The 25,187-nt window shown below is 51.8% G+C and carries 21 protein-coding genes, 1 tRNA gene and 1 pseudogene; 18 read left to right on the top strand and 5 right to left on the bottom strand.

What is annotated here, in order from left to right; all coding sequences use genetic code 11:
- Positions 1-45: 45 nt before the first annotated feature.
- The 4 genes and pseudogenes from U5L07_03495 to U5L07_03480 all read right to left on the bottom strand — a co-directional run bounded on the left by U5L07_03495 (position 46) and on the right by U5L07_03480 (position 4,293).
- Positions 46-1,212: an ABC transporter substrate-binding protein gene (locus U5L07_03495; protein MDZ7830794.1), complete on the bottom strand. Its 1,167-nt coding sequence runs from the start codon at positions 1,210-1,212 to the stop codon at positions 46-48.
- Positions 1,213-1,323: 111 nt separating this feature from the next.
- A complete protein-coding gene (locus U5L07_03490; GenBank protein MDZ7830793.1) occupies positions 1,324-1,755 on the bottom strand; it encodes an ACT domain-containing protein in 432 nt (143 codons plus the stop codon).
- A gap of 44 nt (positions 1,756-1,799) precedes the next feature.
- Positions 1,800-3,100 (bottom strand): annotated as a pseudogene (locus tag U5L07_03485) (phenylacetate--CoA ligase).
- Between the two features lie 401 nt (positions 3,101-3,501).
- A complete protein-coding gene (locus U5L07_03480) occupies positions 3,502-4,293 on the bottom strand; it encodes an enoyl-CoA hydratase-related protein (protein MDZ7830792.1) in 792 nt (263 codons plus the stop codon).
- Positions 4,294-4,666: 373 nt separating this feature from the next.
- Here U5L07_03480 and U5L07_03475 point away from each other — a divergent pair, with 373 nt between their 5' ends.
- A complete protein-coding gene (locus U5L07_03475; GenBank protein MDZ7830791.1) occupies positions 4,667-5,311 on the top strand; it encodes a class I SAM-dependent methyltransferase in 645 nt (214 codons plus the stop codon).
- A 203-nt stretch (positions 5,312-5,514) separates the two neighbouring features.
- Here U5L07_03475 and U5L07_03470 read toward each other — a convergent pair.
- A tRNA-Arg gene (locus tag U5L07_03470) sits at positions 5,515-5,591 on the bottom strand.
- Between the two features lie 131 nt (positions 5,592-5,722).
- On the opposite strand from U5L07_03470, the gene U5L07_03465 reads away from it, so the two are divergent.
- The 17 genes from U5L07_03465 (at position 5,723) to U5L07_03385 (ending at position 25,161) form a co-directional block, all read left to right on the top strand.
- A complete protein-coding gene (locus U5L07_03465; protein ID MDZ7830790.1) occupies positions 5,723-6,715 on the top strand; it encodes an RNA polymerase factor sigma-32 in 993 nt (330 codons plus the stop codon).
- A 46-nt stretch (positions 6,716-6,761) separates the two neighbouring features.
- A complete protein-coding gene (locus U5L07_03460) occupies positions 6,762-8,531 on the top strand; it encodes a tetratricopeptide repeat protein (protein MDZ7830789.1) in 1,770 nt (589 codons plus the stop codon).
- Positions 8,532-8,536: 5 nt separating this feature from the next.
- Complete coding sequence (locus tag U5L07_03455) at positions 8,537-9,292, top strand: hypothetical protein (protein ID MDZ7830788.1); 756 nt, start codon at positions 8,537-8,539, stop codon at positions 9,290-9,292.
- A 50-nt stretch (positions 9,293-9,342) separates the two neighbouring features.
- A complete protein-coding gene (locus tag U5L07_03450; GenBank protein MDZ7830787.1) occupies positions 9,343-10,176 on the top strand; it encodes a RimK family alpha-L-glutamate ligase in 834 nt (277 codons plus the stop codon).
- The gene (locus U5L07_03445; GenBank protein MDZ7830786.1) at positions 10,163-11,323 is read left to right on the top strand and encodes an HD domain-containing protein; all 1,161 of its coding nucleotides are present in this window, start codon (positions 10,163-10,165) and stop codon (positions 11,321-11,323) included. The genes U5L07_03450 and U5L07_03445 overlap by 14 nt, the downstream gene beginning before the upstream one ends.
- 12 nt (positions 11,324-11,335) lie before the next feature.
- Complete coding sequence (locus tag U5L07_03440) at positions 11,336-12,064, top strand: UPF0280 family protein (protein MDZ7830785.1); 729 nt, start codon at positions 11,336-11,338, stop codon at positions 12,062-12,064.
- Positions 12,065-12,243: 179 nt separating this feature from the next.
- Positions 12,244-12,633: a lipopolysaccharide assembly protein LapA domain-containing protein gene (locus U5L07_03435; GenBank protein MDZ7830784.1), complete on the top strand. Its 390-nt coding sequence runs from the start codon at positions 12,244-12,246 to the stop codon at positions 12,631-12,633.
- A 24-nt stretch (positions 12,634-12,657) separates the two neighbouring features.
- Positions 12,658-15,306 carry a DNA mismatch repair protein MutS gene (gene mutS, locus U5L07_03430; protein MDZ7830783.1) on the top strand — a complete coding sequence of 883 codons (2,649 nt, stop codon included), beginning with the start codon at positions 12,658-12,660 and terminating at the stop codon, positions 15,304-15,306.
- Positions 15,306-17,264 carry an N-acetylmuramoyl-L-alanine amidase gene (locus U5L07_03425; protein MDZ7830782.1) on the top strand — a complete coding sequence of 653 codons (1,959 nt, stop codon included), beginning with the start codon at positions 15,306-15,308 and terminating at the stop codon, positions 17,262-17,264. The genes mutS and U5L07_03425 overlap by 1 nt, the downstream gene beginning before the upstream one ends.
- Before the next feature lie 26 nt (positions 17,265-17,290).
- The gene (gene purB / locus U5L07_03420) at positions 17,291-18,670 is read left to right on the top strand and encodes an adenylosuccinate lyase (GenBank protein MDZ7830781.1); all 1,380 of its coding nucleotides are present in this window, start codon (positions 17,291-17,293) and stop codon (positions 18,668-18,670) included.
- Between the two features lie 346 nt (positions 18,671-19,016).
- On the top strand, positions 19,017-19,409 hold the full coding sequence (locus U5L07_03415; GenBank protein MDZ7830780.1) for a roadblock/LC7 domain-containing protein: 393 nt from the start codon (positions 19,017-19,019) through the stop codon (positions 19,407-19,409).
- A gap of 130 nt (positions 19,410-19,539) precedes the next feature.
- The gene (locus U5L07_03410) at positions 19,540-20,145 is read left to right on the top strand and encodes a GTPase domain-containing protein (protein ID MDZ7830779.1); all 606 of its coding nucleotides are present in this window, start codon (positions 19,540-19,542) and stop codon (positions 20,143-20,145) included.
- A 25-nt stretch (positions 20,146-20,170) separates the two neighbouring features.
- Positions 20,171-20,893, top strand: coding sequence for a hypothetical protein (locus tag U5L07_03405; protein ID MDZ7830778.1), 723 nt, complete (start codon positions 20,171-20,173; stop codon positions 20,891-20,893).
- Between the two features lie 111 nt (positions 20,894-21,004).
- Positions 21,005-21,475 (top strand): hypothetical protein, encoded by a 471-nt coding sequence (locus U5L07_03400; protein MDZ7830777.1) that lies wholly within the window; start codon positions 21,005-21,007, stop codon positions 21,473-21,475.
- A 106-nt stretch (positions 21,476-21,581) separates the two neighbouring features.
- A complete protein-coding gene (locus U5L07_03395) occupies positions 21,582-22,766 on the top strand; it encodes a HAMP domain-containing protein (GenBank protein MDZ7830776.1) in 1,185 nt (394 codons plus the stop codon).
- Between the two features lie 114 nt (positions 22,767-22,880).
- Positions 22,881-23,930, top strand: coding sequence for a hypothetical protein (locus U5L07_03390; GenBank protein MDZ7830775.1), 1,050 nt, complete (start codon positions 22,881-22,883; stop codon positions 23,928-23,930).
- 115 nt (positions 23,931-24,045) lie between these two features.
- A complete protein-coding gene (locus tag U5L07_03385; GenBank protein ID MDZ7830774.1) occupies positions 24,046-25,161 on the top strand; it encodes a response regulator in 1,116 nt (371 codons plus the stop codon).
- Positions 25,162-25,187 lie beyond the last annotated feature (26 nt).

Raw genomic sequence — 25,187 nt, 5'->3', positions numbered from 1 at the left:
CAATTAAAGGCCCGGAGGTAAGCCTCCGGGCCGGGTCAAGGGTTTCTATTTCACCAGCTGCCACTTGCCGTTTTGGATCCGGACCATGACAAAGGCATCCGGGGACAGGCCGTTGTGATCGGTCTTGCTGAAATTAAACACCCCGCTCACACCGACATGGCCGTCTATGTTTTCCAGGTTCTGCCGGATTTGGTCCCGGTCCCCGCCGGTGCCGTCAAGTGCTTTGGCCAGAAGGTGAACGGCGTCATAGGCATAGCCGCCGAAGCCGGAAACCGAGCCCTTGTATTGGCTTTCATACGCATTGATATACCGGTTCAGCGCCTCTTTCTGGGGATCACTTTCGGGCAGCAGGTCAGCCACCAGGATTTTACCGGTGGGCAGCAGAATATCTTCGGCCGCACTGCCGGCCAGTTCAATGAATTTGGGGGAGGCCACGCCATGGCTCTGGTACAGGGGGATATCAATGTCAAGCTGTTCAAGGTTTTTGGCCACCACTGCCGGTCCCGGGTTGGTGCCCCAGCATATGATGGCATCCGGTTTTTCCTTTCGGATTTTGGTCAACTGGGCGGTCATGTCCGAGTCCTTGCCGCCGAATGTCTCAGAACGCACCACCTGCATTCCGAATTCCGGTGCCTGGGCCAGGAGCTGTTCCTTGCCGCTTTCGCCGAATGCATTGTCAACCGTGATGATGCCTAAAGTTTCGTATCCCTGTTTTTTCATGTGCTGATAGATCGACGCAACCGCCAGGATGTCGCTTTGGGCGGTTTTAAACACCCATGGTTTGACCGGTTCCACAATTTTATTGCCCGCCGCACAGCTGATCAGCGGAAGCTCGGACTTCTGGACCATCGGAACCACGGCCAGGGTGGTGGGGGTGCGGCTGGGGCCGATAATGGCGATGACCCGGTCTTTGTTGATCAGTTTGCTGACACTCATGACCGTTTTTGAGGGGTCCCCCTCCGTGTCATAGATCACCGCTTCAAGCTTATGGCCGTTAATGCCGCCGTTTTGGTTGATCTGTTCAACCGCCATCTCCATGGATTTTTTTTCCGGATCCCCCAAAAAAGAGGCCGGGCCGGTGACAGAGAAGATGCCGCCGATTTTGTAAACCTTTTCGGCAGCGGCATTAAATGCGGAGCCGGCCAGAATTAGACATATGACGGCAATTAAAGCCGGAATCCGGGATAGAATGCGGGGCTTGTTTGATAACATGACGGAACCTCCTTGTTTAGTTTAGTTAATTGACGGGTCTTTATCCATTGTTTTGAAAACCTGCCGGCGTGATCCGCAGATTTGCGGTCAGGGATCATACCGGCATGCCGTTTACAGGGTATAGAGCTTGCTGCCGCTGATGACGGTGACATTATTTTTTTCAAGCATGGAGATGGCCTCTTCCAGCTGGTCAAACCGGAAAACCATGATGGCCTTGTCTCCGCTTTGGGCTACAAATGCATACATATATTCCACATTGATATTGGCCTCAGTCAGGACATTGAGAATAAAATGGAGACCGCCCGGCCGGTCATCAACTTCGACGGCCGCCACATGCGTGATGCGGACCGTAAAACCGGCGGATTTTAGTGCCTCTTCCGCCTTTTGGTTGTCGTCCACAATCAGCCTCAAGACCCCGAAATCCGTGGTGTCCGCCAGGGACAGGGCCCGGATGTTGACCCCGGCCTCAGCCAGTGTCTCCGTGACCTCGGACAGGCGGCCGGCCTTGTTTTCCAGAAAAATGGATATTTGTTCGGCTTTCATGGCTCCCTCCTTATTAAGGACGTTCAAGGACGTTCATGGTATGGCTATAATTTTCGGTTGTCGATGACACGGGCGGCTTTGCCCTGGCTGCGCTCAATGGATTTGGGCTCTGCGAGCCGGATCTGGGCGGATATGCCCAAGTATTCCTTGATCTCTTTTTCAATGTTTTCGGCAAACTGCTGGAGGCCTTTCACTTCATCGGAAAACGCCTCTTTGCTGACTTCGACCCGAACCGTGAGAATGTCCAGATTGTCCTTTCGATCCACAATCAACTGATAATGGGGTTCTACGCCTTCAATCTGCATGAGCACGCTTTCGATCTGGGACGGAAATACGTTTACGCCCCGGATAATCAGCATATCGTCGGTTCGGCCGGAAACCTTGTTCATGCGTATATGGGTGCGGCCGCAGATGCAGGGTTCCGGATTAAGGGAGGTAATATCGCGGGTACGGTAGCGGATTACCGGAAAGGCTTCTTTGGTAAGGGATGTGATCACCAGCTCTCCGGTTTCCCCATAGGGGAGCACCTCCCCGGTTTCGGGGTCGATGATTTCAGGGATAAAATGATCTTCGAAAAGGTGCAAACCGTTCTGGGCTTCCCGGCACTCAATGGAGACCCCGGGGCCGATGATTTCACTTAATCCATAGACATCAATGGCCTTTAGCCCCAGCTTGTTTTCAATTTCATGGCGCATATCCTCGGACCAGGGCTCAGCGCCGAAAATGCCGCTTTTAAATTTAAGATCCCGAAAGGAAACCCCTTCTTCTTCAGCGGCTTCGGCCAGGTGCAGGGCATAGGACGGGGTGGCGGTAAGGATGGTGGGACCGAAATCTTTCATGATAATAACCTGGCGTTTGGTGTTGCCGCCGGACACCGGTATCACGGAGGCGCCCAGTTTTTCCGCGCCGTAGTGAAAGCCCAGCCCGCCGGTGAAAAGCCCGTATCCATAAGCGTTGTGAATGATATCCCCCGGGAGGCACCGGCGGAGGCGAGGGAGCGGGCAATGAGTTCTGCCCAGGTATTAATGTCGCGGGCGGTGTAGCCCACCACCGTGGGTTTTCCGGTGGTGCCGGAGGAGGCATGGATCCGGACCACATTTTCCATGGGCACGGCAAACATGCCAAAGGGATAATTATCGCGAAGGTCCTGCTTGACCGTAAACGGCAGTCGTTTAAGATCGTCCAGGGATTTCATATCACCGGGCAGTACGCCGGCTTCGTCAAACTTTTTCCGATAAAACGGAACGGTGGCATAAACCCTGGATAAGGTGGTCTGAAGCCGTCTGAGCTGGATGGACTCAAGTGCCTCCCGGGGCATGGTTTCATATTCGATGTCGAAAATCATCCTGAACCCTCCTGTTGTGTTACAGCATTGACAAGTTGACGCATGATGCGAATGCCGGCAAGTTCAATCCAGTGTCGGCCGGGGCCGCCGGATACGGGCCATCCGGTATGCCGGGCTTAAAATAAAAAAGGCCGCGGAGTTTTTTTACCCCCACAGCCTTGAAAATAAACCCATGGGGATCCTTGCGGCGTCTCCCCATGGTCTTTATGCAAATCCGGTCTGCTTAATGGCTTGATTGCTGGTCCATGGGAAGACTAGTGAAAAAAGAAATAGTTCCCAAACCCAGCAAAAGGTCCGCAATGTCGATGCATTTTTCCGCTGTTTTCCTTTTGTGATGGAAATTATTGAAAAATCTTGTATTTTTTAGCCAATGCGAATACCGCTGTCAAGCAAAAAAACGCTTATCCCTTCAAATTTCCTTTAAAATTGGGTTTTCGCTTTTCAAGAAACGCGCTCGTGCCCTCCCGGGCATCCTCGCTGGCCATGCAAAGCCCGAACGCGTCGATTTCGATGCTGCAGCCGGTGAGCAGATCCACTTCCACCCCGCGATTAACTGCTTCCTTGGCGGCATTGAGCGAGACCCTGCCTTTGGCGGATATGCTTTCCGCGGTTTTTCGGGTTTCCGTCATCAGATCTTCATGGGCGAGAATTTTGTTTACAATGCCCAGATCCCGGGCCTCTTTGGCAGAAATGGGTTTTCCGGTAAAGATCATCTCTTTGGCGATATTTTTGCCCACAATCCTGGCCAGTCGCTGGGTGCCGCCGAAGCCGGGAATGAGGCCCAGGGTGATTTCCGGAAGCCCGAATTTGGCGTTTTCCGAGGCATAGATAAAATCGCAGGCAATTGCCAGTTCAAGCCCGCCGCCCAGCGCAAACCCGTTTACCGCTGCAATCACAGGGATTGGCAGGTTCTGCAGTTTGGCCATGCATTCATGGCCGGTTTTAACAAAATATTTCCCCTGAAGGGCGTTTAACTCAGCCAGTTCTGAAATGTCCGCACCTGCTACAAATGCCTTCTCGCCGGCCCCGGTGATAATTAACACCCGGATTTCTTCCTTTTGGGCGATGCTCTCCAGCAAAGGCGTGAGCTCATGTAAAACTTCCGAGTTAAGGGCGTTTAAGGATTTCGGCCGGTTGATGGTAATGGTGGCGACACCGTTTTGTTCTTCATAAATGATCGTGTTGTAGGACATATAGGGCCTCCCTGAAATGGTTGAAAATTAAAATATACGTATGTCCGCCGGTTTCGGTGCCGGCATGGCCAAACAGCTAAAACCTAAATTGAGCGTTTCAGATTTTAGCAATCTGAAACGCTCAATTTAGGTAAAAGATGATAAATTTTTAATCCATTGGCACGGGGTTTGTCAATTCCCATCATAGGCCGGCAAATGGCGGATGGTGCCGGGCATGCGGAAAAAGGCCAGCATTTCTGATTGCGTGAGGTTCTTCCGTCGATTAAATTAGAATATGAAATAAAGCATTGACTCATCTTTTCCACTTGTCCTAAGCTAATTAACTTTTTATAAGCAGTTAAAATCAATGGAGCGGATTTTGCAGAGGTTTTCGATGGATGAATCATCAATAATAAATACCTATAAACGGTATGCGGGAAGCTATGATAAAATTTTCGGCCGCATTTTTGAGCAGGGCCGGAAAACGGCGGTGGCAAAGATGGGTTGCTGCAGCGGGGACAGGGTTCTGGAGGTTGGTATCGGCACGGGGCTGGCGCTAACCTATTATCCTGAGGATGTCCAGGTGTACGGTATTGATATCTCTCCGGATATGCTGGGGGTTGCCCGCGAAAACATCGCGAAGGCCTGTTTGTCAAATATTTGCCTCTCCATCATGGATGCCCAAAAAATTTGCTTTCCGGATAATTATTTTGATAAGATTTCAGCCATGTATGTGGCCACTGTTGTGCCCGACCCCCAATTAATGATGGATGAGATAAAGCGCGTCTGCAAGCCGGACGGGGATCTTTTTATTTTAAACCATTTCAGCAATAATCATTTTTTTCCCAGCCTGTTTGAGACCATGTTAACGCCCCTTCAAAAGGTCCTGGGCTTTCGTCCCCGGTTTTCCAAACAGCGGTTTATCGCCGAAAATGCGCTGGACGTGATGGATGTCACGCCGGTGAATCTGTTCGGATACTGGACCCTGATCCACGCCAAAAACCGTAAATTTCCGGTTAATAAGCCTTCGGCATCTTAATCAAATCCATCATAGATGATCTTTTATACAGCATTTGAATTATCCCCGGTTTGATGCTACATTAGAATTTTAATAGATTCTGCATGTGCCGGGAAAATAATGGTCTGGCCGTAAACGCGGGGATTGCATGCGGTTAGTGATCAGGCCGGGTCCTAAAATTAAAAAAGGGTTTTCCCGGGTTTTGAGAAAACCCTTAATTTTTCTGGCGCGCCTGAAGGGATTCGAACCCCTGGCCTACGGATTAGAAGTCCGTTGCTCTATCCAGCTGAGCTACAGGCGCATGATTAAAAAATTAATATTAACATTCGCTACCATTTTTGTCCATATCAAAAACGCAGCCAACGCCGCCTGCCGGTCTTATAGCCCTGTTTGGGTTTGCATGACGGCAGCATACGATTTAAAAGTATAATTATGCCAAACAATAAAGAGAAATCCTCAAAAAAGCAGAAAAATGATAAAGCGGTTGCCGAAACCCTGGAAGGGGTCTTGGAGGAAACCGATATCCAGCGGAAAAAGGCGGAAGAGAAAACCGAGACGGTTGAGCCGGATAAAAGCCTGGTTAAATATGATCCCCTGCAGCGCTATCTATCGGAAATCAATCATTACCGGCTTCTAACCCGGGAGGAAGAGATTGAGCTCGGCAAGCGCATCCGCGAAAACGCGGATAAGGAGGCTGCCTATACCTTAGCCACCGCCAACCTGCGGCTGGTGGTTAAAATTGCGCTGGAATTTCAGCGGGTCTGGATGCAGAATCTTCTGGATTTAATTCAGGAAGGCAATATCGGTCTGATGCATGCGGTGCAGAAATTTGATCCTTACAAAAATGTCAAATTTTCTTATTACGCCTCATTCTGGATCAAGGCCTATATCCTGAAGTTTATTATGGATAATTGGCGGCTGGTCAAGATCGGCACCACCCAGGGGCAGCGGAAGCTTTTTTTCAAGTTAAAGAAGGAGAAGCAGAATCTGATTGACCAGGGATTCGTGCCGCAGCCCAAGCTGCTTTCAGACCGGCTCGGGGTCTCGGAGCAGGAGATTACCCAAATGGACCAGCGCCTGGACGGGTGGGATGTATCCCTGGATGAGCCGTTAAAGGATGATTCTGATACCGAGCGGGGCCAGTTTTTCAGTTCACCTGAGGCCTCGGTCGAAGACCAGATGGCCAAAAAAGAGGTCGAGGGCCTGCTTCAGGAAAAAGTGGCCGAGTTTCGTCAGCAGTTGACCGAGCGGGAAATCGAGATATTTGATAAGCGCATCTTTACCGATACCCCTCAGACGCTTCAGGACATCGGCGATAAGTACAATATTTCCAGAGAGCGGGTGCGGCAGCTGGAGAAAAATATTGTCAAAAAGATGCGTACCTTTTTTGAACGGGAAATCCCTGATTTTGAACTCTATGAATAGATCCGCGGCGGCTGGCCGCTATCGCAGATACGCAATGGAAACGCAAATGGATGCAATCAAGCAATGGCCGGTTCGTTGGCTGATGGGGCTGCTGATACCAGCCGTACTGATATTTTCGGGCTGTGCGGCCAAAGCGCCTGAACAAAAAAAAGAATCCCCTCACAAGCAGACCCGGGAAAGTGCGCCGCCGGAGAAATCCGACGCAGAGCCGGGCGCGCCGGGAAACAGCTACTATTATTTCTTGGAGGCTCAGCTCCAAAAAAATAAGGGGCGTGTGGATAAGGCCATAGCGTATATGGAAGCCGCTATTAGCGACGATCCGGACGCCCTTTTTCTTAAAAAGGAGCTTGTGGTTCTGCATCTGCACAAGCAGAACTATGAAAAAGCCCTTGAAATGGTTGAAAACATTCTGGCTGCGGAGCCGGAATCCCCGGATTTTCTGATCATGAAGGCCTCCATTTTACAGACCCTTGATGCGGATGCTGAAATTATTCCGATCTATGAAAGGGTCCTGTCCATTGACCCCGAGCGCCAGCAAGTCTATAAAATTCTGGGCAAACTGTATATGGATCAGGGCCAGCTGGATCAGGCCCGGGAGGTGTTCAAAAAAATGGTGGATATTTTTCCCGAGGATTATGTCGGGCATTTCCATTTGGGAAAAATTCACGCCAGCCAAAACAATTTTGAGGCGGCGGCGTCCGCATTCAAAAAAACCATTTCGCTGGCCCCTTCATTGAATCAGCCGCGCTGGGAGCTGGTCAAGCTCTATAAGGCCCGGAATATGGAGGATAAGGCCATCTCCGTCTATGAGGATATTCTGGCGAATGATCCGGATAATGTGGCGGCAGCCATTGAACTGAGTCTGGCCTATTACACCCGGTTTCGAACCCAGGCGGCAGACGAGATCCTGGCCGACCTCGGGCGCCGAAGTATTGATGATGCCAGTGTCATCCGCACGGTGATTCAGCGGCTGGTGCTTAAGGAAAGATACGATGAGGCCTTAACTGTGCTCCAGGGCATGCTTTCAAGCGCCCCGAATAACCCCGGCCTGCATTACGCAGCCGGGATTGTGCATTACAATCTGGATGCGGTGGATGAAGCCGTGGCGGCGTTTGAGGCCGTGCCCCGGAAGTCGCAGTTCTACCTTAATGCCGCGATTCATCGGGGGATCATCGCCTACCAGCAGGAGGATCTGGACCGGGCCATCAGCATACTCAAAAACGCGCTGGATGCCGTGGACAAAGAAGGAAAGGCCGAAATTATTCCCTATCTGAGTTCTTTTTACAAGGAAAAAGGGGAACTGGATGCGGCGGAGACCCTGATTCAAAAGGGCATCGAGATGGATCCGGATAATACAGAGCTCCATTTTGAACTGGGCGTGATCTATGACAAAAAGGGGCAGACCGATGCGGCCATTGAGCAGATGAAAAAGGTGATTGAGCAGGATCCGGAGCATGCGGATGCGCTCAATTATCTGGGCTATACCTATGCGGATCAGGGTATCCATCTTGAAGAAGCCGAAGCCATGATCCGTAAGGCCCTTGAGCAGAAACCGGAGAACGGCTATATCATCGACAGCCTGGGATGGGTGTATTATCAGCGGGGGGATTATGAAAAAGCCATTGAATACATTGAAAAAGCCGTTCAGTTGATTGGGGATGACCCGATTTTGCTCGAACATCTGGGCGATGTGTATGACAAGCTCGGCAAGCCGCAGAGGGCTCTTGACGCCTACGAAAAGGCGCTTGAAAAAAACGCGGAAAATGCGGCCTCTCTTGAAGGAAAAATCGAAGCCCTGAAACGAAGCGGGTTATAGCGGGGATGAAGCGATGCGGCCTTGTTTGCCTGGCGGTGGTACTTTTGCTGATTGCCGCATGTCAGCCCCGGATCAAACCGGATGTCAGGGAAGGCGCAACCCGCGACGAACGCCTGCTGGCCCGGCTATATCACCGCAATCAGACGCTTCAAACATTCAAAGGCATCGGCAGCATACGAATATGGAATGCCGCAGGGTCACAAAGCGCGCGGATCGCATGGCTAGGCGATATGGACGGCCGCCTGCGCGTGGAAATATTGGGCCCTGTGGGACGTCCGTTGATGAAACTGGCCTATGATGGCGAATGTTTTTCCTATTATTCAATGGATACCCGGGAGGTACGGCAGCATCGGCTGGCCAATCCGAATCTGGACCGGGTGATTGATGTGCCGGTCACCATCCAGGAGATGGTTTACTATCTGGCCGGCCGGTTTCCGGTGTATGCCCATGGCGAGGTGGATATGATCCGCACAGAGGCCGCCGCCGGCGACCAGCTGGTTCTGCGCCGTTTTTGGAGCGGCATGGTCGAGAAGATCACGTTAAGCCCGGATCACACATCGGTTTCCGCTGTCAGCATCTATGATGGCCGCCATCCGGCCTATACGGCAGAACTCTCTGATTACCGGCAGATTGACGGTTTTTCCATTCCCTGGCAAATTGTTCTGAGCAATGGAAAGGAGGCCGGCTTTGCCATCCGCATGCATCAATACTGGCCGAATGTTTCAGTGGAGGATCAGCAGTTTGTTATTTCGCCGGCCTGAAAACAAAGCCTCATCAGACGGCCGGGCGGCCCGGCGGATTCTATACAGGGATGCGTCCCGCATATATCACACCGATGTCTGGTAAATCCCGAAGTTCCCATGCCCCTGACAGGCCAGTGATCGCTCTGGAGGCCCGTCTCAAGGGCTGCCGGAATGTCCGCACGCTGGGGGTGCGGCCGAATTTTTCGGATTATTCCGAGGATGAAGCCGACCTCATCCGGCGGGCGGAAAAGATCTATTACCCCTCAACCCATTATATCGACATGTTCGATGCCATGGGGAAAAATACATTCCCCAGCAGCCACACCTACCGGTTTGTTCAGGACAAGATCAAGCAGACCACCCTGTTTCAGCTCCTGGATGTGCCCGTGCCCCGTACCCGGTTTTTTTACGGGCGCCGCAAATCAGAGAAGATCCGCCGGCACTTTGACTTTCCGTTTGTGGCCAAAATTCCGCGCGACTCCGCCCTTGGCCGGGGCGTGTATTTAATTCACAATCAGGCCGGGCTGGATCAATATTGTCAAATGGTAAAGGTCGCCTATGTTCAGCAATACCTGTCAACCGACCGGGATATCCGGGTGGTGGTGATCGGCGACCAGGTCGCGCACGCCTATTGGCGGGTCGGCGGTCCGGGGGAGTTCCGCAGTAACATCGGGCAGGGCGGCGCGATTGAGCTCGATGATGTGCCCCAGGCGGCAAAAACCCTGGCCCTGGATACGGCCCGCCGCTGCGGCTGGAATGATGTGGGGCTCGATATTTGCATTTATGCGGGTATCTGTTATGTATTGGAAGCCAACATGAAATACGGTAGACAGGGGTTTAAAAAAGCCGGCATTGATTACACAGAATTGATGGAGGAGATGATTCGGGATGGGAAGATCTGATCTGGAAGGACTGCGTCAGATTCTGGATAAGCGGGAAGCCTTGCAGCTTTCGGAATTTGCCGTGAAAAGCGGGGCCGGTGTACGGCCCAGAAATGAAAAACGTCTGGAGGCCGATTATCGGCAGAATTTTGCCGTGGACGTGGATCGCATTCTGCATTCTCTGGCCTATACCCGCTATATTGATAAAACCCAGGTGTTTTACCTGATTGAAAACGACCATATCACCCATCGGATGCTTCATGTGCAGCTGGTATCGAAGGTGGCCAGAACCATTGGCCGGTTCCTCGGATTAAATGAGGATCTGATCGAGGCCATCGCCATTGGCCACGATATCGGGCATCCGCCGTTCGGCCATGACGGGGAACGATGCCTTTCCGAACTCTGCCGGCAGGCCGGCATCGGCGAGTTCCATCATAATGTCCAAAGCGTTCATTTCCTGGAGCATGTGGAAAGAAAGGGACAGGGGTGGAATCTGTGCCTGCAGACCGTGGACGGGGTCCTGTGCCATGACGGCGAGGTGCATGATCAGCGGATCGCCCCGCAGCGGGGCAAAACGTTTGCGGATCATGAGCAGGAGATGGCGCAGAAAAAATCGGGGGCGCCGGTTACCCTGCTGCCCATGACCCTGGAGGGCTGTGTGGTCCGGTTTGCCGATACGGTCAGCTATGTGGGCCGGGACATTGAAGATGCCATCCGGCTGGGTTTAATCGACAGAAATGAGCTGCCCGCAGAAAGCGTTAAATATCTGGGCAATACGAACGGCACCATTGTGTATAACCTGGTGACAGACATCATCCACCGCAGCCTGGAAAGCGATGCGATTGCTTTTAGCCCGGAAGTCTCAGATGCCTTAAAGGCGCTGAAGGCATTCAATTACCATCGGATTTACAAAAATCCCGTGATAAAGAAAAATTTATCCGCCATCAAACGGCTTTACCGGGAGCTTTTTGAACAGTTTGTGGATGATATTCGGCATGAGCGCAAAAATTCCCCGGTTTATGCCGGCTTTATTGACGGCATGGCCGAGGCCTATCTAACCGCGCACCGGCCCGCGGAAATCGCCCGGGATTTTATCTCGGGCATGACCGATCAGTATTTTTTAAGGCAGGCGCCGGAAGGGCTCCGTCCGGAAGCGGCTTTGGCATAAAAGGCACCGGCCATGGGAGAGCAGCGGCTTTATCGGCAATCCATGGGCAATGCCCATCTTTCCGGCTACCGGGTCTGCGTCAAGGAGACCGACCTGTGGGTGCAAACCATAAATCCCCTTGCGGAAAAGGCCAGGGAGTATGTGCTCCGGTACCGGGGCTATATTGAATCCTATATCGCTGCGGTCCCTGATTTTTTATCCGCCATGACGCCGGTGCCTCTTTCGGGACCCGCGCCCGCGATTATCCGGGATATGACGGCGGCTGCGCGGGCCGTTAATGTCGGACCAATGGCGGCGGTTGCCGGGGCCATGGCCGAGTATGTGGGCAAAGTACTTTTGGCGTATTCCGGGGAAGTTATGGTGGAGAATGGCGGGGATGTTTTTGTCAAGCTGGATGCTCCGTTTACCTTGGCGATTGATGCCGGCCGATCGCCGTTTACCCATAAAATCGGCCTGGAATTGGACGCCTCCGCGCATCCGCTGGGGGTGTGCACTTCATCGGCCACCATCGGCCATTCCGTAAGCTATGGGCGGGCGGATGCGGTGTGCGTGGTATCACACTCCTGTCCGCTGGCGGATGCGGCGGCTACCGCAATCGGCAATCAGGTGGGCTCAGCCGATGATATCGATCGGGCCATTGGTTGGGGGCGAGGGATAGATGGGGTCTCAGCCATCGTTGTCATTGTAAATGATCGGATCGGCGTGTGGGGCAACACCGCGGTTGTCCCGTTAACCCATTAAAAACAATGGATAAATATATCCTGCCGGACAACGGCGCAGTTTAAAAAACGGTTGAGTTTTTTTGAAAAAAAAGTCAGCATAAAAAGTTCATGCCGGATACGCGGGATGGGCTGTTTGATTAACCTAAATTTGGGATATAGCGCAGCATATGATGACTTTACCGATTAAGGGGGATACAGATGAAAAAGATTAAGCTGCTTTTATGGTTGATTATTCTGGGCCTGATCGCCCTGGTGGTTTATCAGAACTTGAAATTTTTAATGACCCCGGAGACAATTCGGATCAATCTCTGGATTCAGCAATATAATATTGAATTAAACATCGGCGTTATTCTACTGGGCCTTTTTCTGGCCGGCCTCCTGATATCCTATTTTTTCAGTCTCACCCACCGCTTCAGGGCCCGGAAGATGATGCGGCAGCTAAGCGAGGAGTTGACCCTGGAGCGGAAAAAGGTCGCGGAGCTGGAATCCCGGCTGGGCAAGCAAGCCCCTTCGTCTGGGAATGCAGCGAGCGTGTCCGCAGAATCTTCGGAACCGTCGGCATCCGTCGACCAGCAGCATCAGGGGTAATTTTTGCACACCCAGGCGGCGGCCATGGCAACACCCAAAATGACCCCCATGATTAGGCAGTATCTTTCGATTAAGGAGCAGTATGCGGATTATATCCTGTTTTACCGCATGGGGGATTTTTATGAGATGTTCTTTGATGATGCCAGGGTGGCTTCCCGGGAGCTTGAGATCACGCTGACCGCAAGAAACAAGCACGAAGAAGAATCGGTTCCTATGTGCGGGGTCCCGGTCAAGGCAGTTGAGGGCTACATCGGCCGGCTGATCGAAAAGGGTTACAAAGTGGCCATCTGTGATCAGACCGAGGACCCTGCAGAGGCCAAGGGGCTGGTCAAGCGGGATGTGGTAAGGGTGGTTACCCCGGGCATGGTGGTAAATGAGAGCCTCCTGGATGAGAAAACCAATAATTTTGTCATTGCCCTGTGGTTCGGGCAGAGAATACATGGCATCGCCAGTCTTGATATTTCCACCGGAAGTTTTCGGCTGGCCGAGTCCGCTGACCCGGATACCGTCCTTGAGGAAGGCCGCCGCATCGGCCCAAGCGAAGTCGTGTTGCCTGAGAGCGCCCGCAGCAGTGATGCTTATGCAGCCGTGTGCCGGCAGTTTGCGGATACAGCGCTTACTTTTCTCGAAGACTCGGTGTTTGAATTTAAAACCGGCCGCCGCCGTCTGATCGAGCAGTTTCAGACCCAAAGCCTTGAAGGCTTTGGCTGTGAATCTGCGGCATCCGGGGTGGCTGCCGCCGGGGCTCTTCTTTATTACCTCTGTGATACCCAGAAGCAGGCCATAACCCACCTGACCGGTATTGAGACCTATCATCTGGATCGGTATCTGTTTATCGATGATATTTCCTGCAGAAACCTTGAGCTGTTAAAGAACATTCGGACCGGCGCCCGGCAGGGGACGCTGCTGGGGGTTATTGATGAAACGGTCACCGCCATGGGCGGGCGTCTTCTCAGTCAGTGGCTCCGGTATCCGCTGCAGGATGCATCAGCTATTCAGGCCCGCCTGGATGCCGTGGAAGAGGTGAAAAACCAGCTCTCCCTTCGTAAATCGGTTCGGGAAAATCTAAAATCCGTGGCTGACCTGGAGCGGCTGGGCAGCAAAATCGCCATGGGCCAGGCCAATGCCAGGGATCTGCTGGCCCTTAAGCGCTCGCTTAAGACCCTGCCGGCCGTTATATCGGATTTGAATATCTTGTCCGCGGATTTATATCACTGGGATGATGATTTGTCTGCGCCGCTTTTAGAAACGGCGGATTTAATCGATGCCGCCATAGCCGAGGATCCGCCGCCCGTGTTGAACGAGGGCGGGATGATCAAGCGCGGCTATAACGGCGAGCTGGACGAACTCATCCGGATCTCAACCGAAGGCAAATCCTATCTGGCGGAACTGGCCGCAAAGGAGCGGGAGCGCACCGGCATCCAATCCTTAAAGGTCAGTTATAATAAAGTATTCGGCTATTATATCGAAGTCTCCAAAAGCCGCTCGGAATCCGTTCCGGACCATTATATCCGCAAGCAGACGCTGGTCAATGCGGAGCGCTATATCACCGAAGAGCTGAAAACCTTCGAAGCCAAAGTGCTGGGTGCCCAGGAAAAGCGGATCGCCCTGGAGGTTGAAGTGTTCAAGGACATCCGGGAGCAGGTGGTTGCGCGGCATTCCCAGATTGCCGAAGCGGCCCGGTTTGTCGCCAGGCTGGACTGCCTGACAAGCTTTGCCGAGATTGCGGATTTGAATCAATACGTGCGGCCGGAAATCAATGACGAGGGCCTTATCGCCATTGATGACGCCCGCCACCCGGTGGTGGAAAAGCTGATTGCGGGGGAGCGCTTCGTGCCCAATTCCGTGGCCATGGATAATACGGATAATCAGGTCATGATTATCACCGGGCCGAATATGGCGGGTAAATCCACGGTGCTCCGGCAGGTGGCGCTGATTGTTTTAATGGCGCACATGGGGGCGTTTGTACCGGCGGCTTCGGCCCATATCTCGATTACCGATCGGATTTTTACGCGGGTGGGGGCGTTGGATAATCTGGCCCAGGGGCAAAGCACATTTCTCGTCGAGATGGAGGAGACCGCCAATATCATCAATAACGCCACCCCCAAGAGCCTGGTGGTAATGGATGAGATCGGCCGGGGCACGAGCACCTATGACGGCTTAAGTATTGCCTGGGCGGTGGCCGAGCATTTGCATGATCTGCGCGGCAAAGGGGTGAAAACCCTGTTTGCCACCCATTACCACGAGCTGACCGAACTGGCCCGGATCAAGCCCCGGGTAAAGAACTTCAGCATTGCGGTGAAAGAATGGAATGATGAAATTATTTTTCTGCATAAACTGGTTGACGGGGCCACCAACCGCAGTTATGGGATCCAGGTGGCGCGTCTGGCTGGTATTCCGGAGCCCGTTGTCAAACGCTCAAAAAAAATTCTTGCCAATGTCGAAAACACAGGATATCCGCTGGGCGAATCCCCACAGGAAGTCTCTGATGAGTCAACCGGCGGGGCGGGGTATGTGCAGCTTAGCCTTTTTCGGCCGCCGGAGCAGGTTATACTTGATAAATTGCGTGAAATTGATGTATCCTCCATTACACCGATTGATGCCATCAATTATCTGCATATGTTAAAAGAAACCGCTAATCATTCAGGCGATGCCAAAAAACGGGGTAGGTGATGGCCCATTTCAAATGTTTGCGCCCCCACGCTGCGGTCAGCATGTTCATTCTTTGCGGGTTGGCGCTTTTTAGCCTTTCCCAACCGGTATTTGGCGAATCCGCCCGGCAGCTCTATTTTAAAGGCGAAGCCTGCTATCAGGAGCTTTCCGATCATCCTGAATGGCAGAAATACCGGGCCCGGTGGAAAAAATGCATTGAAAAGTTTGAAAAGGTTCATGCCGTCAATCCGGATGGGCCCTGGGCGTCGGCCGGTTTATACATGACCGGCAAACTCTACGCCGAATTATACCAGCACTCCTATAGCCCGAAGGATATCCAGGCCGCCCGATCCATATTTTCCGAAATTATTTCCACCTATCCGCAAAGCCAATATAAGGAGCGGGCCCAAAAGGCCATGGCCCGGCTGCCGGAGGTCAAATCAGAGCCTGAGGCCTCGGCCAAGCAGGCCTATTTTGAGGCCGAAGCCTGTTATAAAGACCTGCGTCAACACCCGGAACGTCAGGAATACCGGGTTTATTGGAAAAACTGTATTGATCAGTTTGCAGCGGTCTACCAGGCGCATCCGGATGACCCCTGGGCGCCGGCCGCCATGTTTATGACCGCCCGGTTATACGAAGAGCTCTATTTGCATTCCTACAGTCTGAAAGACAAGAAAAAAGCGGCCGAGATCTATGAGCGGGTGACCGAAAAATATCCAGAAAGCAGGTACCGGGAAAAGGCCCGGACAAAGCTCAATCGGATGCCGGATGCCATAGAGGATGCCATTACCCGGGCGATGCCAGAAGCCGATGCCAGTCCGGCGGCCGATCGGGCCAAAGATTCAGACAATTCCTCAATGGTCACGGTTACCGGTATCCGGTACTGGTCCAATGCCGAATATACGCGGGTGGTGATTGATGCCACACAGGAGACCAGTTTTCAGAACAACCTGTTAAAAAAGGATCCCGCGATCGATAAACCCTATCAGCGGCTTTATGTGGATCTGAATAATACGCGGCTGGGGGATGTGGAAAAGAAGATTCCCATCAACGATAACCTGTTAAGAACTGCCCGGGCCGCCCAGTACCAGAAGGACGTGGTCCGGGTGGTCGTGGACATCAAATCCTTTGAAGATTATAATATTTTTTCTCTGAAAAATCCTTTCCGCATCGTTATTGATGTGCGGGGTGAGCCCGCACCAGCGAAAATTGCCAGTAAGGTGGCGCCGGAAGATTCGATTATCAGGTCCTTGAATCTGGGGGTCAATCGGGTGGTGATTGATCCGGGCCATGGCGGCAAAGATTACGGGGCGCCCGGCTATCTTCGGGGCGTGCATGAGAAGGATGTGGTCCTTGAGATTTCCAAAAAACTGGCAGAAACCATAAAGAAAGAGATTGGCTGCGAAGTCCTGTTGACCCGAGAGACGGATAAGTATCTGACCCTGGAGGAGCGCACCGCCATCGCCAATACGGAGAAAGCCGATTTATTTATTTCCGTGCACGCCAATGCCGCCAGAAACCACCGGGCTTTTGGCATTGAAACCTATTTTTTGAATCTCACCACGGATGAGGAGGCCATTGCCGTGGCCGCCCGCGAGAATTCCACCTCCCGGAAAAACATTGGTGAACTGGATTCGATTCTGAAGGATCTGTTAAATAACGCGAAAATCAATGAATCCAGCCGGCTGGCCACCTATGTGCAGGATTCCCTGTGCAGTCATCTGGCGGGCAACTATTCAAGAATCAATAATAAAGGCGTCAAGCAGGCGCCGTTCTACGTGCTGCTGGGGGCCCAGATGCCGTCTGTCCTGGTTGAGACGTCCTTTATCAGCAATCAGCGGGAATGCCGGCGCCTGACGGATCCGGCCTACCAGGCGGATTTGTGTGAAGGCATTGTTCAGGGGCTTTTCGAGTATATCAAGGAAATTCAGCCGAAAGCCAATTACGGCCCGCAGCAAGGCGAGGACGCCGGCAGCTGACGGGTCATTGGTAGAAAGGAATGCGTATGGAAGATATCCAGGCCATATCGGTGCTTGACGGCCGGTACCTGAAATATACCAGAGATCTCACCGAAATTTTCTCCGAATACGGTTTGATCCGTCACCGGGTATATGTGGAAATTCAGTGGCTGCGGTTTTTATTAAAGGATTTGAACCTGGATGCCGCCGATCAGGCCGCCTTAAAAAAGATCAGCGCAATTTACGAAAATTTTGACGTGGCCGCGGCCAAAACGATCAAGGAAACGGAGAAAATCACCAATCATGATGTGAAGGCGGTGGAGTACTATATCAAGGATCGAATGAGCGAGATGGGGCTTTCCGGATTAAAGGAGTGGGTCCATTTTGCCTGCACATCGGATGACATCAATAACACCGCCTATGCGCTCATGGTTAAATCCGGCCGGCAGTATTTGCTGGATGAGCTGGTCAAGATCCTCCAAAAGCTTGAATCCCTGGCTGAAACTGATAAGACGACCCCGATGATCTCGAGAACCCATGGTCAGCCGGCCACCCCAACGACCATGGGAAAGGAGATGGCGAACTTCGCCTGGCGGCTGCGGCTGGAGTACAGCAATCTCCGAATCGCCTATATTCAGGCCAAAATGAACGGCGCCTCCGGCAATTTCTGCGCCCATCAGTTTGCCTATCCGGATGTCGACTGGATCGCCGCCTCCCAGAATTTTATTTCCGGATACCTGGGGGTGACCCCGATTCTTTTGACCACCCAGATCAATCCCAACAGCTATATTGCCGAAATCCTCCATTGCCTGATCCGGATCGCCGCCATTGTCATCGATTTAAACCGGGATATGTGGGGCTATATCTCCCTCGGCTATTTCAAGCAGAGATCCGTGGACAGCGAGATCGGCTCCTCGACCATGCCCCACAAGGTCAACCCCATTGATTTTGAAAACAGCGAAGGCAATATGGGCGTGGCCATTTCATTAATGGAGCACATGGCGGTCAAACTCCTGAACTCCCGGTTTCAAAGGGATCTTACGGACAGTACGGTGCTGCGCAATCTCGGGGCGGTCTTCGGCTATTTGCTGATCGGTTTTAAGAGCACCTTAAAGGGGCTGGACAGGGTCAGCGTGGATCCGTTGGTACTTGAAAAGGATATGGCGGCCAATCCCGAGATTCTTGCCGAGGCCATGCAGACCGTGATGCGGATTTATAAAGAAAATAAGCCCTATGAAAAGCTGAAAACTTTGACACGGGGGCGATCCGTCACCCAGGATGATATAGAAGCCTTTATCGCCACCCTGGAAAATGTGCCGGAATCCGTCAAGCAGCGGCTCCGGGACTTACGGGTCGAACAGTACACAGGGCTGGCCGCCGATCTGGTGGACTGGTATTTTTCAAAAACCAATATTGAAAGGGAATAGGGGAAGGGCATCCGGGGTTTAGCTGCCGGCACTGTTGAAGAATGAATAACCCGTGCTGAATATATGATTCCTGCTTGCATCCAAACCGCTGTTTATGGTAGAAAACGGAATTGCGTAATTTTCGGATTCTTTGGCAAAGACAGGCAGCCGGATGTTTTACGGGCGCAGCCGTCCGATTTTCAAATGAAACCGAATTATTTGGCCCTTTTTTTGTTTGATTCTGCATAAGCTTTACGTTAATGAACAATAATCGGATGTTAATATCAAAGCGTTAGATATACTCCGGGCAAGGGCTGCCCAGTCGCCGATAATCGGGATAAATTGATATTTTAAGAGGTGAGGATTCATGGATTTTACGATTGAATTTGACAAACAGCAGATTGAATCGATCGAGAATATCCTTCAGGAAGAACTGATCGATATGGGGGTTCAGAGCATTATTTTAATGGATTTGGCCGGCAATGTGATCGTCAATCTGGACAGCGGTGATAAAAGCCATGACGTATTTTCGCTGGCGGCCCTGGCCGCTGGCAATTATGGGGCAGTCAGCGCCATGGCCAATATCATCGGGGAGCAGGAGTTCTCGCTGCTTTTTCATAAGGGCGAGGAGGAAAGCATCCATTTCAGCAAGGTGGTAGAGGACTTACTGCTTTTGACCATTTTCGACAAAAATGTCTCACTTGGATTTTTGCGCCTGAAAGTGGCTGAAGCCATCAAGCGGATTCAGAAACTGATTTAAGCTAAAAGCCCGACAGCCCAGTGTCAAATCAATCATCGCAAGGATCATCCCGGGTTTTGTTGGTATAACCGCCGAGATAGAGAGAAAGCTTCTCACAACTGTTAACTTATTATTTCTGGAGGAAAACGATTTGGCGTTAATTAATCCGAAGAAAAAGGAGGTTCAGGTCAAAATCGTCTACTACGGGCCAGGCCGAGGCGGGAAAACAACGAATCTTGAATATATTAACCAAAAGTTCAAGAAACGCATTCAAAATGAAATGGTTACGGTTAAGACCTATGGCGACCGAACCCTTTTTTTCGATTTTTTGCCGTTTGATATCGGGGAAATCAAGGGGCACAGCATTAAAGTCCAGTTATACACAGTCCCGGGACAGGTCAAATACAATGCCACCCGGCGGCTGGTGCTAAGGGGAGTGGACGGTATCGTTTTTGTCGCGGATTCGATGGATCTGCGCCGGGAGATGAATATCCGGTCCCTGCAGAACCTTAAAGAAAATCTGGAGACCTTTAATAAAAATATCTTCAATATTCCGCTGGTCATGCAGTACAACAAACGGGATCTGGAAGAAGAAGGCATTCCCATTCTAACCGTTGATACCCTTCAAAAAGACTTAAACAGCCGATTGAAGGCGCCATATTTTGAGGCAAGCGCGGTGAAAGGCGATAATGTCGCGGCCACCATGAAAAAAATCATCGCCCTGACCGTAACGTCTTTAAGGAAAAAACTCGAATAATTACCGACATGAGGAGGGTAAACAATTGGGTGCCAAAAATGAAGATGCAAATCTGAATGCAGAGGTGTCCAGCCGCTTGGATGAACTGTTCGGGGGTGAAGATCCTGAAGAACCCCCTGTTCCTGAAGCTTCTGATATCCCGGCCGGCCAAGCCCGGGAAGAAAAACCGTCCCGCAGCGAAAAGGCCGGAGCAAGCGCCAAATCTGAGGAAGCCACTCCGATTGATAACCTGAAAGCGCTGGTTTTCTCCATTGACTGGGAGATTACCGATAAAACCATGAAGGAGTTCCTCCAGGAGGTCAAACGCTTAAAAACTCGGTATCAGGATGACCGGGTTTACCTTTTGTTTTTAAAACTCCTTGAATCTTTGGGTAAGTATATCAAGGCCAAAAAAGTCCGGGCGCATCCGGATGCCATTAAGCTGGTGACCTCGGTGTACAAAAAATTTGAAAAAGCCCTGCTTTCGCCGGGAATAAGCGAAGCGGAAAAGAAGAAGCTGATATCCGGAGAGGTCAAAAAATTCAAAAGCTTCAAGCTGCGGGTCCTGTCCCAGGAGGGGACGGCGGAAGCGTTCGAGGAAGGTGCAGAGGCTGAACAAGCGGCCCCGGCCGCCGAGGCGGCGCCGGCTCCAGCCGGCCTATCCCCCGAGTCCCGGGAATTGGCGGATTATATTTTGTCTGAAGTTAAAAAGACGATTCAGGAAGAATTCCGGATTATGCGTCAGCTGATCAAGAATATGGGCGCCTGATGCCTTGATCAGCATGACAGGCCAATCGATGACAGGGGATCGCATTGATTCAAATAAAATAATTAATTCATGATGGCTCTTGATGCCATAAGGGTCGTCGGAGGCTGACATATGGTAGAGTTCTCAGGAGATATATCCAGGCTGGTGCTTAAGCGAACCGTGCGCGCTGATCTGGGTGAGGTGTCACTTGACAGTGAGATGCTCCAGGTTTTAATGGAGCTGGACGGGAGCAAGAATCTCGCCCAAGTGGCCCGATCCTTGAACGTGAACATGAAGCATCTTCGGGGGATTCTCAACAAGCTGCACAATCTCCGGCTCATTGAGGTGGCCAGGGAGGCCATGCCCACGCTTGGCCGGGATTTTTTCAACACGCTGTCCGGTGAGCTGTCCCGGGCCATGGGGCCGATTGCCGATGTGGTGATCGAGGATGAAATAAACGATATGGGTGAGGATCCATCCCGGTTTCCTGCGCATCGCGCGGCGGAACTGGTCGATTTGTTGGCTCGTCAGATCATTCGGGAAGAAAGAAAAGTGGCTTTTCAGCAGGCCATGGTGAAAAAGCTGAGAGAGATAGAAACCTGAAACACCAAGCCATAGAAACCTGAAAATGGCGGGGATTTAAGGGTATGAAAAAACAATTGCCGAAGCGTCAACATAAGGTTGCCAATTTTGATAAGGAGGGCGAGTCATGACGGTTATTTGCGAGGAATGCGGGAAAGTTTATCACATCGATCCGGAGAAGGTGGAGCAGTATAAGGGGAAAAATGTCCGGGTCCGCTGTGGTGAATGCGGTCATGTGACCAATCTGTCAAAACTCATTGAAGAGCAGGAAACCGCCGCTTCCCAGCCTTTCGGTGGCGGTGCCGGCACAGGCGCGGCTGAAGCGCCGTCCCGGGCGCCGGCTGAGGAGCCGCCGAGTGCGCCACGCGAGGAGCGGCGGCCCCGCGCAGAGATTTCATCCGCCCGCCCCTCAGGTTTTTTGGGACTTCGGGGCAAGATGATGTTTTTGTTTCTGGTAATCCCGATTCTTTTGATCGCTGCCACCGGTTTTTTCTCCCAGCAGCAGCTCAATAAATTGGCGACCAGCATTACGGAGGAAAGTACCGAGCTCGTGCTTCAGGAAGGTAAAGAAAAGCTGATGCAGAAGGCCCGGGATGTGGCGCTGCAATGCGAAATCTATCTGCGGAATCACCCAGAGTTAGAACGGGAGGATTTTAATTACGATCCTGAATTTAGCGGAATTGCGGTGCAGAGTGTCGGTGAAACCGGCTATTCGACCCTTATTCAGTGGCCTGAGCCGGAAAAAGGCCAGGATTGGACGATCTGGGCCCATCCCAATCCGAATATTATCGGAATTGATGATATTGATATGATCCGAAAAGCCCTGGGCCCGCATTTTGATAAATTCTGGGAGGTGCTGACCTCGGCCAAAGGCGGAAGTGAGACCCAGGGGTTTTATTCCTGGAAAGATCCGGACGGGAAAATCCGGGAAAAATATATGGCGGTTGCCCCGATTCAGCTGGAGGATAAGCCGTTTCTGCTGATGACCACCGCCTATATCGACGAGTTTACCCAGAAGACCGAGAGCCTGGAAGAGACCGCCATGCAGATGGCGAGACATACCCGGAATATCAATTTCGGGATTTTGATCGGCGCCATCATTATCATCGGCCTGTGCATTACCATTTACGGTTACCGGATTACGCGCAACATTCAGTATTTGACCGAAGCCGCAGACCGGATCAGTGTGGGCGATTTGGAAGCGGAAATCGAGGTGAAATCCAAGGACGAGATCGGTAACCTGGCGGATGCTATTTCGCGAATGCAGGACAGCCTGAGGTTCTCGATCGAGCGGTTGCGCCGTCGCCGGTAAGCCGTTTGAAAACAGGAAAAATGGATTGAAAAGACAAGCAATGCGGAGATTTTCGCATTGCTTGTTTTGTCTATGCCCGTGTATAGATTTTATGAGCGCAGGAGCTGAAATGAGATGATCGTTATACCCAAAGAAAAGCCGGTAATAGAGGGATTGAACAGCTATTACCTGAAAGTTGATAAATTGATGGAGCATTACCAGGGGGCGCTTGAAAGCGGCGGGATTTATTTTCATGCCCCCACTGCGGAAGCGGTCGTGTATTTTGACGACGAAAATGTTCTGAACGGTTTTTATAAGGACAAAAAGAACCAGATAAAGGGGCAGGCGGCCATTGATCGCATTGTCCAGGCGGCCACGGGAAGCAATTTCTCGGTTTCGGTCTACCGGATTCAGGCGGACCGGCTGTATTACTGGGCGAATCTGGCCAACTCCAAAGCCCTTTATAATGATTTGAGCTCCGAGTTTACCGATCTTGAGGCGCTGATCAAAAAGATGGAGAGTGAAAAGCTAACCGGCTATATTGATGTGAAGTTAAACGAGAATGCCGGCGGGGGGGTTTTGTTTTTTTATAACGGCGAGGTGATCGGCGGGGCATCGGCCAGAGGAAAAGGGGATGTGGATCGGAGCCGGGAGTACCGGGATGATCTGATCAGCCGGTGCCGGCAGCATGGCGGGGTTTTTAATGTCTGGAAAACGGATTTGGCCACCATTGCGTCGGCATCGCAAAGCACCGCCAAAAAATCCGCTGGCCGGGCTGAGAAGTCCGGGCAAGCAAAGCCGGCTGCTTCTGCAGAGCGGAAACGGCCGTCTGCGGATGAGCAGCGCGTGCTGCAGATGCTGCAAAGTCTGCTATCCCTGCTGGAGAGCGTGGTACGTTCGAATAAAAAAATTCGGACGGATTTTGAAACCATGCTGAACCGAAAGTTTGTGGAAAAAGTTGACAAATATGATTTTCTGGATCCATTTGCCGGAGATTTCAAATATGCCAACGGACAGTTATTTTATACCGGGGATGCCCCGCAGACCCAGCTGGTCAGCGGGGTGGTCGAGTGCGTCCGGGAGATCGTCTCAGAGCTGGGTATAGCCAAAAGTTTTCGCAAATATCTGGCCTCCTGGCATAAGGAATATATTGAGGAGATATATGCTTTTAATGTGGAGATTTAGGTAACCGTTCACGGTTCACGGTTCACAGTTTGCGGTTTACGTTTACAACAAATAAAGCCGGAACTGTAAACTGAAAACCCTGAACGGTTACAAAAAAATATAGAGGAATAAACAGATGGTGCCCAAAGTATTGATTGTCGATGATGATCAGTCATGGCTCAGCCTGATGGAAAAGGAGCTCGCCAATTACGCGGAAAATTTTACCGTTCACACCGCGGACAGCGGAGAGGCGGCCCTGGCGGCAATTAAACGCGATCATATCATGCTGGCGGTCTCTGACCTCCGCATGCCCGGAATGGACGGTTTTGACCTGCTGGCCCGGATTCTTGAGAGTTGTCCGGATATCCCGGTTATTATCGTTACCGCGTATGACCGGCCCAAAACCAAGGATGTGGTGTTTCGAAGCGGTGCGGCCGGATATTTAACCAAGCCTTTTGAATCCGATGTCCTCGCCCGGGAAATCAATAAAATGCTGCGCAAAAAAGCCGAAGGCGGCAATTTAAATAATGTCTCCCTGGAAACATTCCTTCAGCTGGTGGAAATGGAGCAGCAGACCTGTACATTACAGGTGCTAAATAAAACCGGCAATACCGGGGGCGTCCTGTTTTTTCGAAACGGGGAGCTTTTTAATGCCCGTATCGGGGATCAGCAGGGCAAATCTGCCGCCTATGAGATTTTGTCCTGGTCGAGTGTCTCGGTTTCAATTGAAAATGAGTGCGTGTTTGCTGAAAAGCTTATTGAGGGGGATTTGCAGGCCATTCTGCTTGATGCCATGCGCTCCAAGGATGAAAATGAAGAAGCGCGCCAGGCTTCAGCCGCCGGGGAAAATGAGATTGTTCTGGATGAGCCGGTGGCCGCAGATAATCCGGAAGAAACCAAAGCTTCCGAGGTGCGGACCGATAATGCGGCAGAGGAGGCGGCATCCGAGTCACCGGCCGAAGCCGAAGCCCCTGAAGAAGAACTGTCTCCGGTTGAATCGGCCAGCCGCCGCTTGACCGCCTCTTTGGGCAGCTATGCAGGGGTTAGAGATATTTATGAGGACGCGGGATGGGCGGCATTGGTGTCCAGTGCCGCTTCAATGGGCGAGATTTTTGGTTTCGGGGAATTGAGCGTGGTATATGCCAATAAGGGCGGTGAAGGGCAGTATTTGGTGATGCCGGGTGAAGAAACCACAGTTATTTCCATCGACCCGGATGCGCCGCGGGATAAAATCATAGGGGCGGTGAGTTGATGCAGATCTTGATAACCCAGCAGCTG

This window comes from Desulfobacterales bacterium (assembly GCA_034520365.1).
Lineage (GTDB): Bacteria > Desulfobacterota > Desulfobacteria > Desulfobacterales > Desulfosalsimonadaceae > M55B175.
This window is presented reverse-complemented; position numbering and strand designations above follow the sequence as displayed.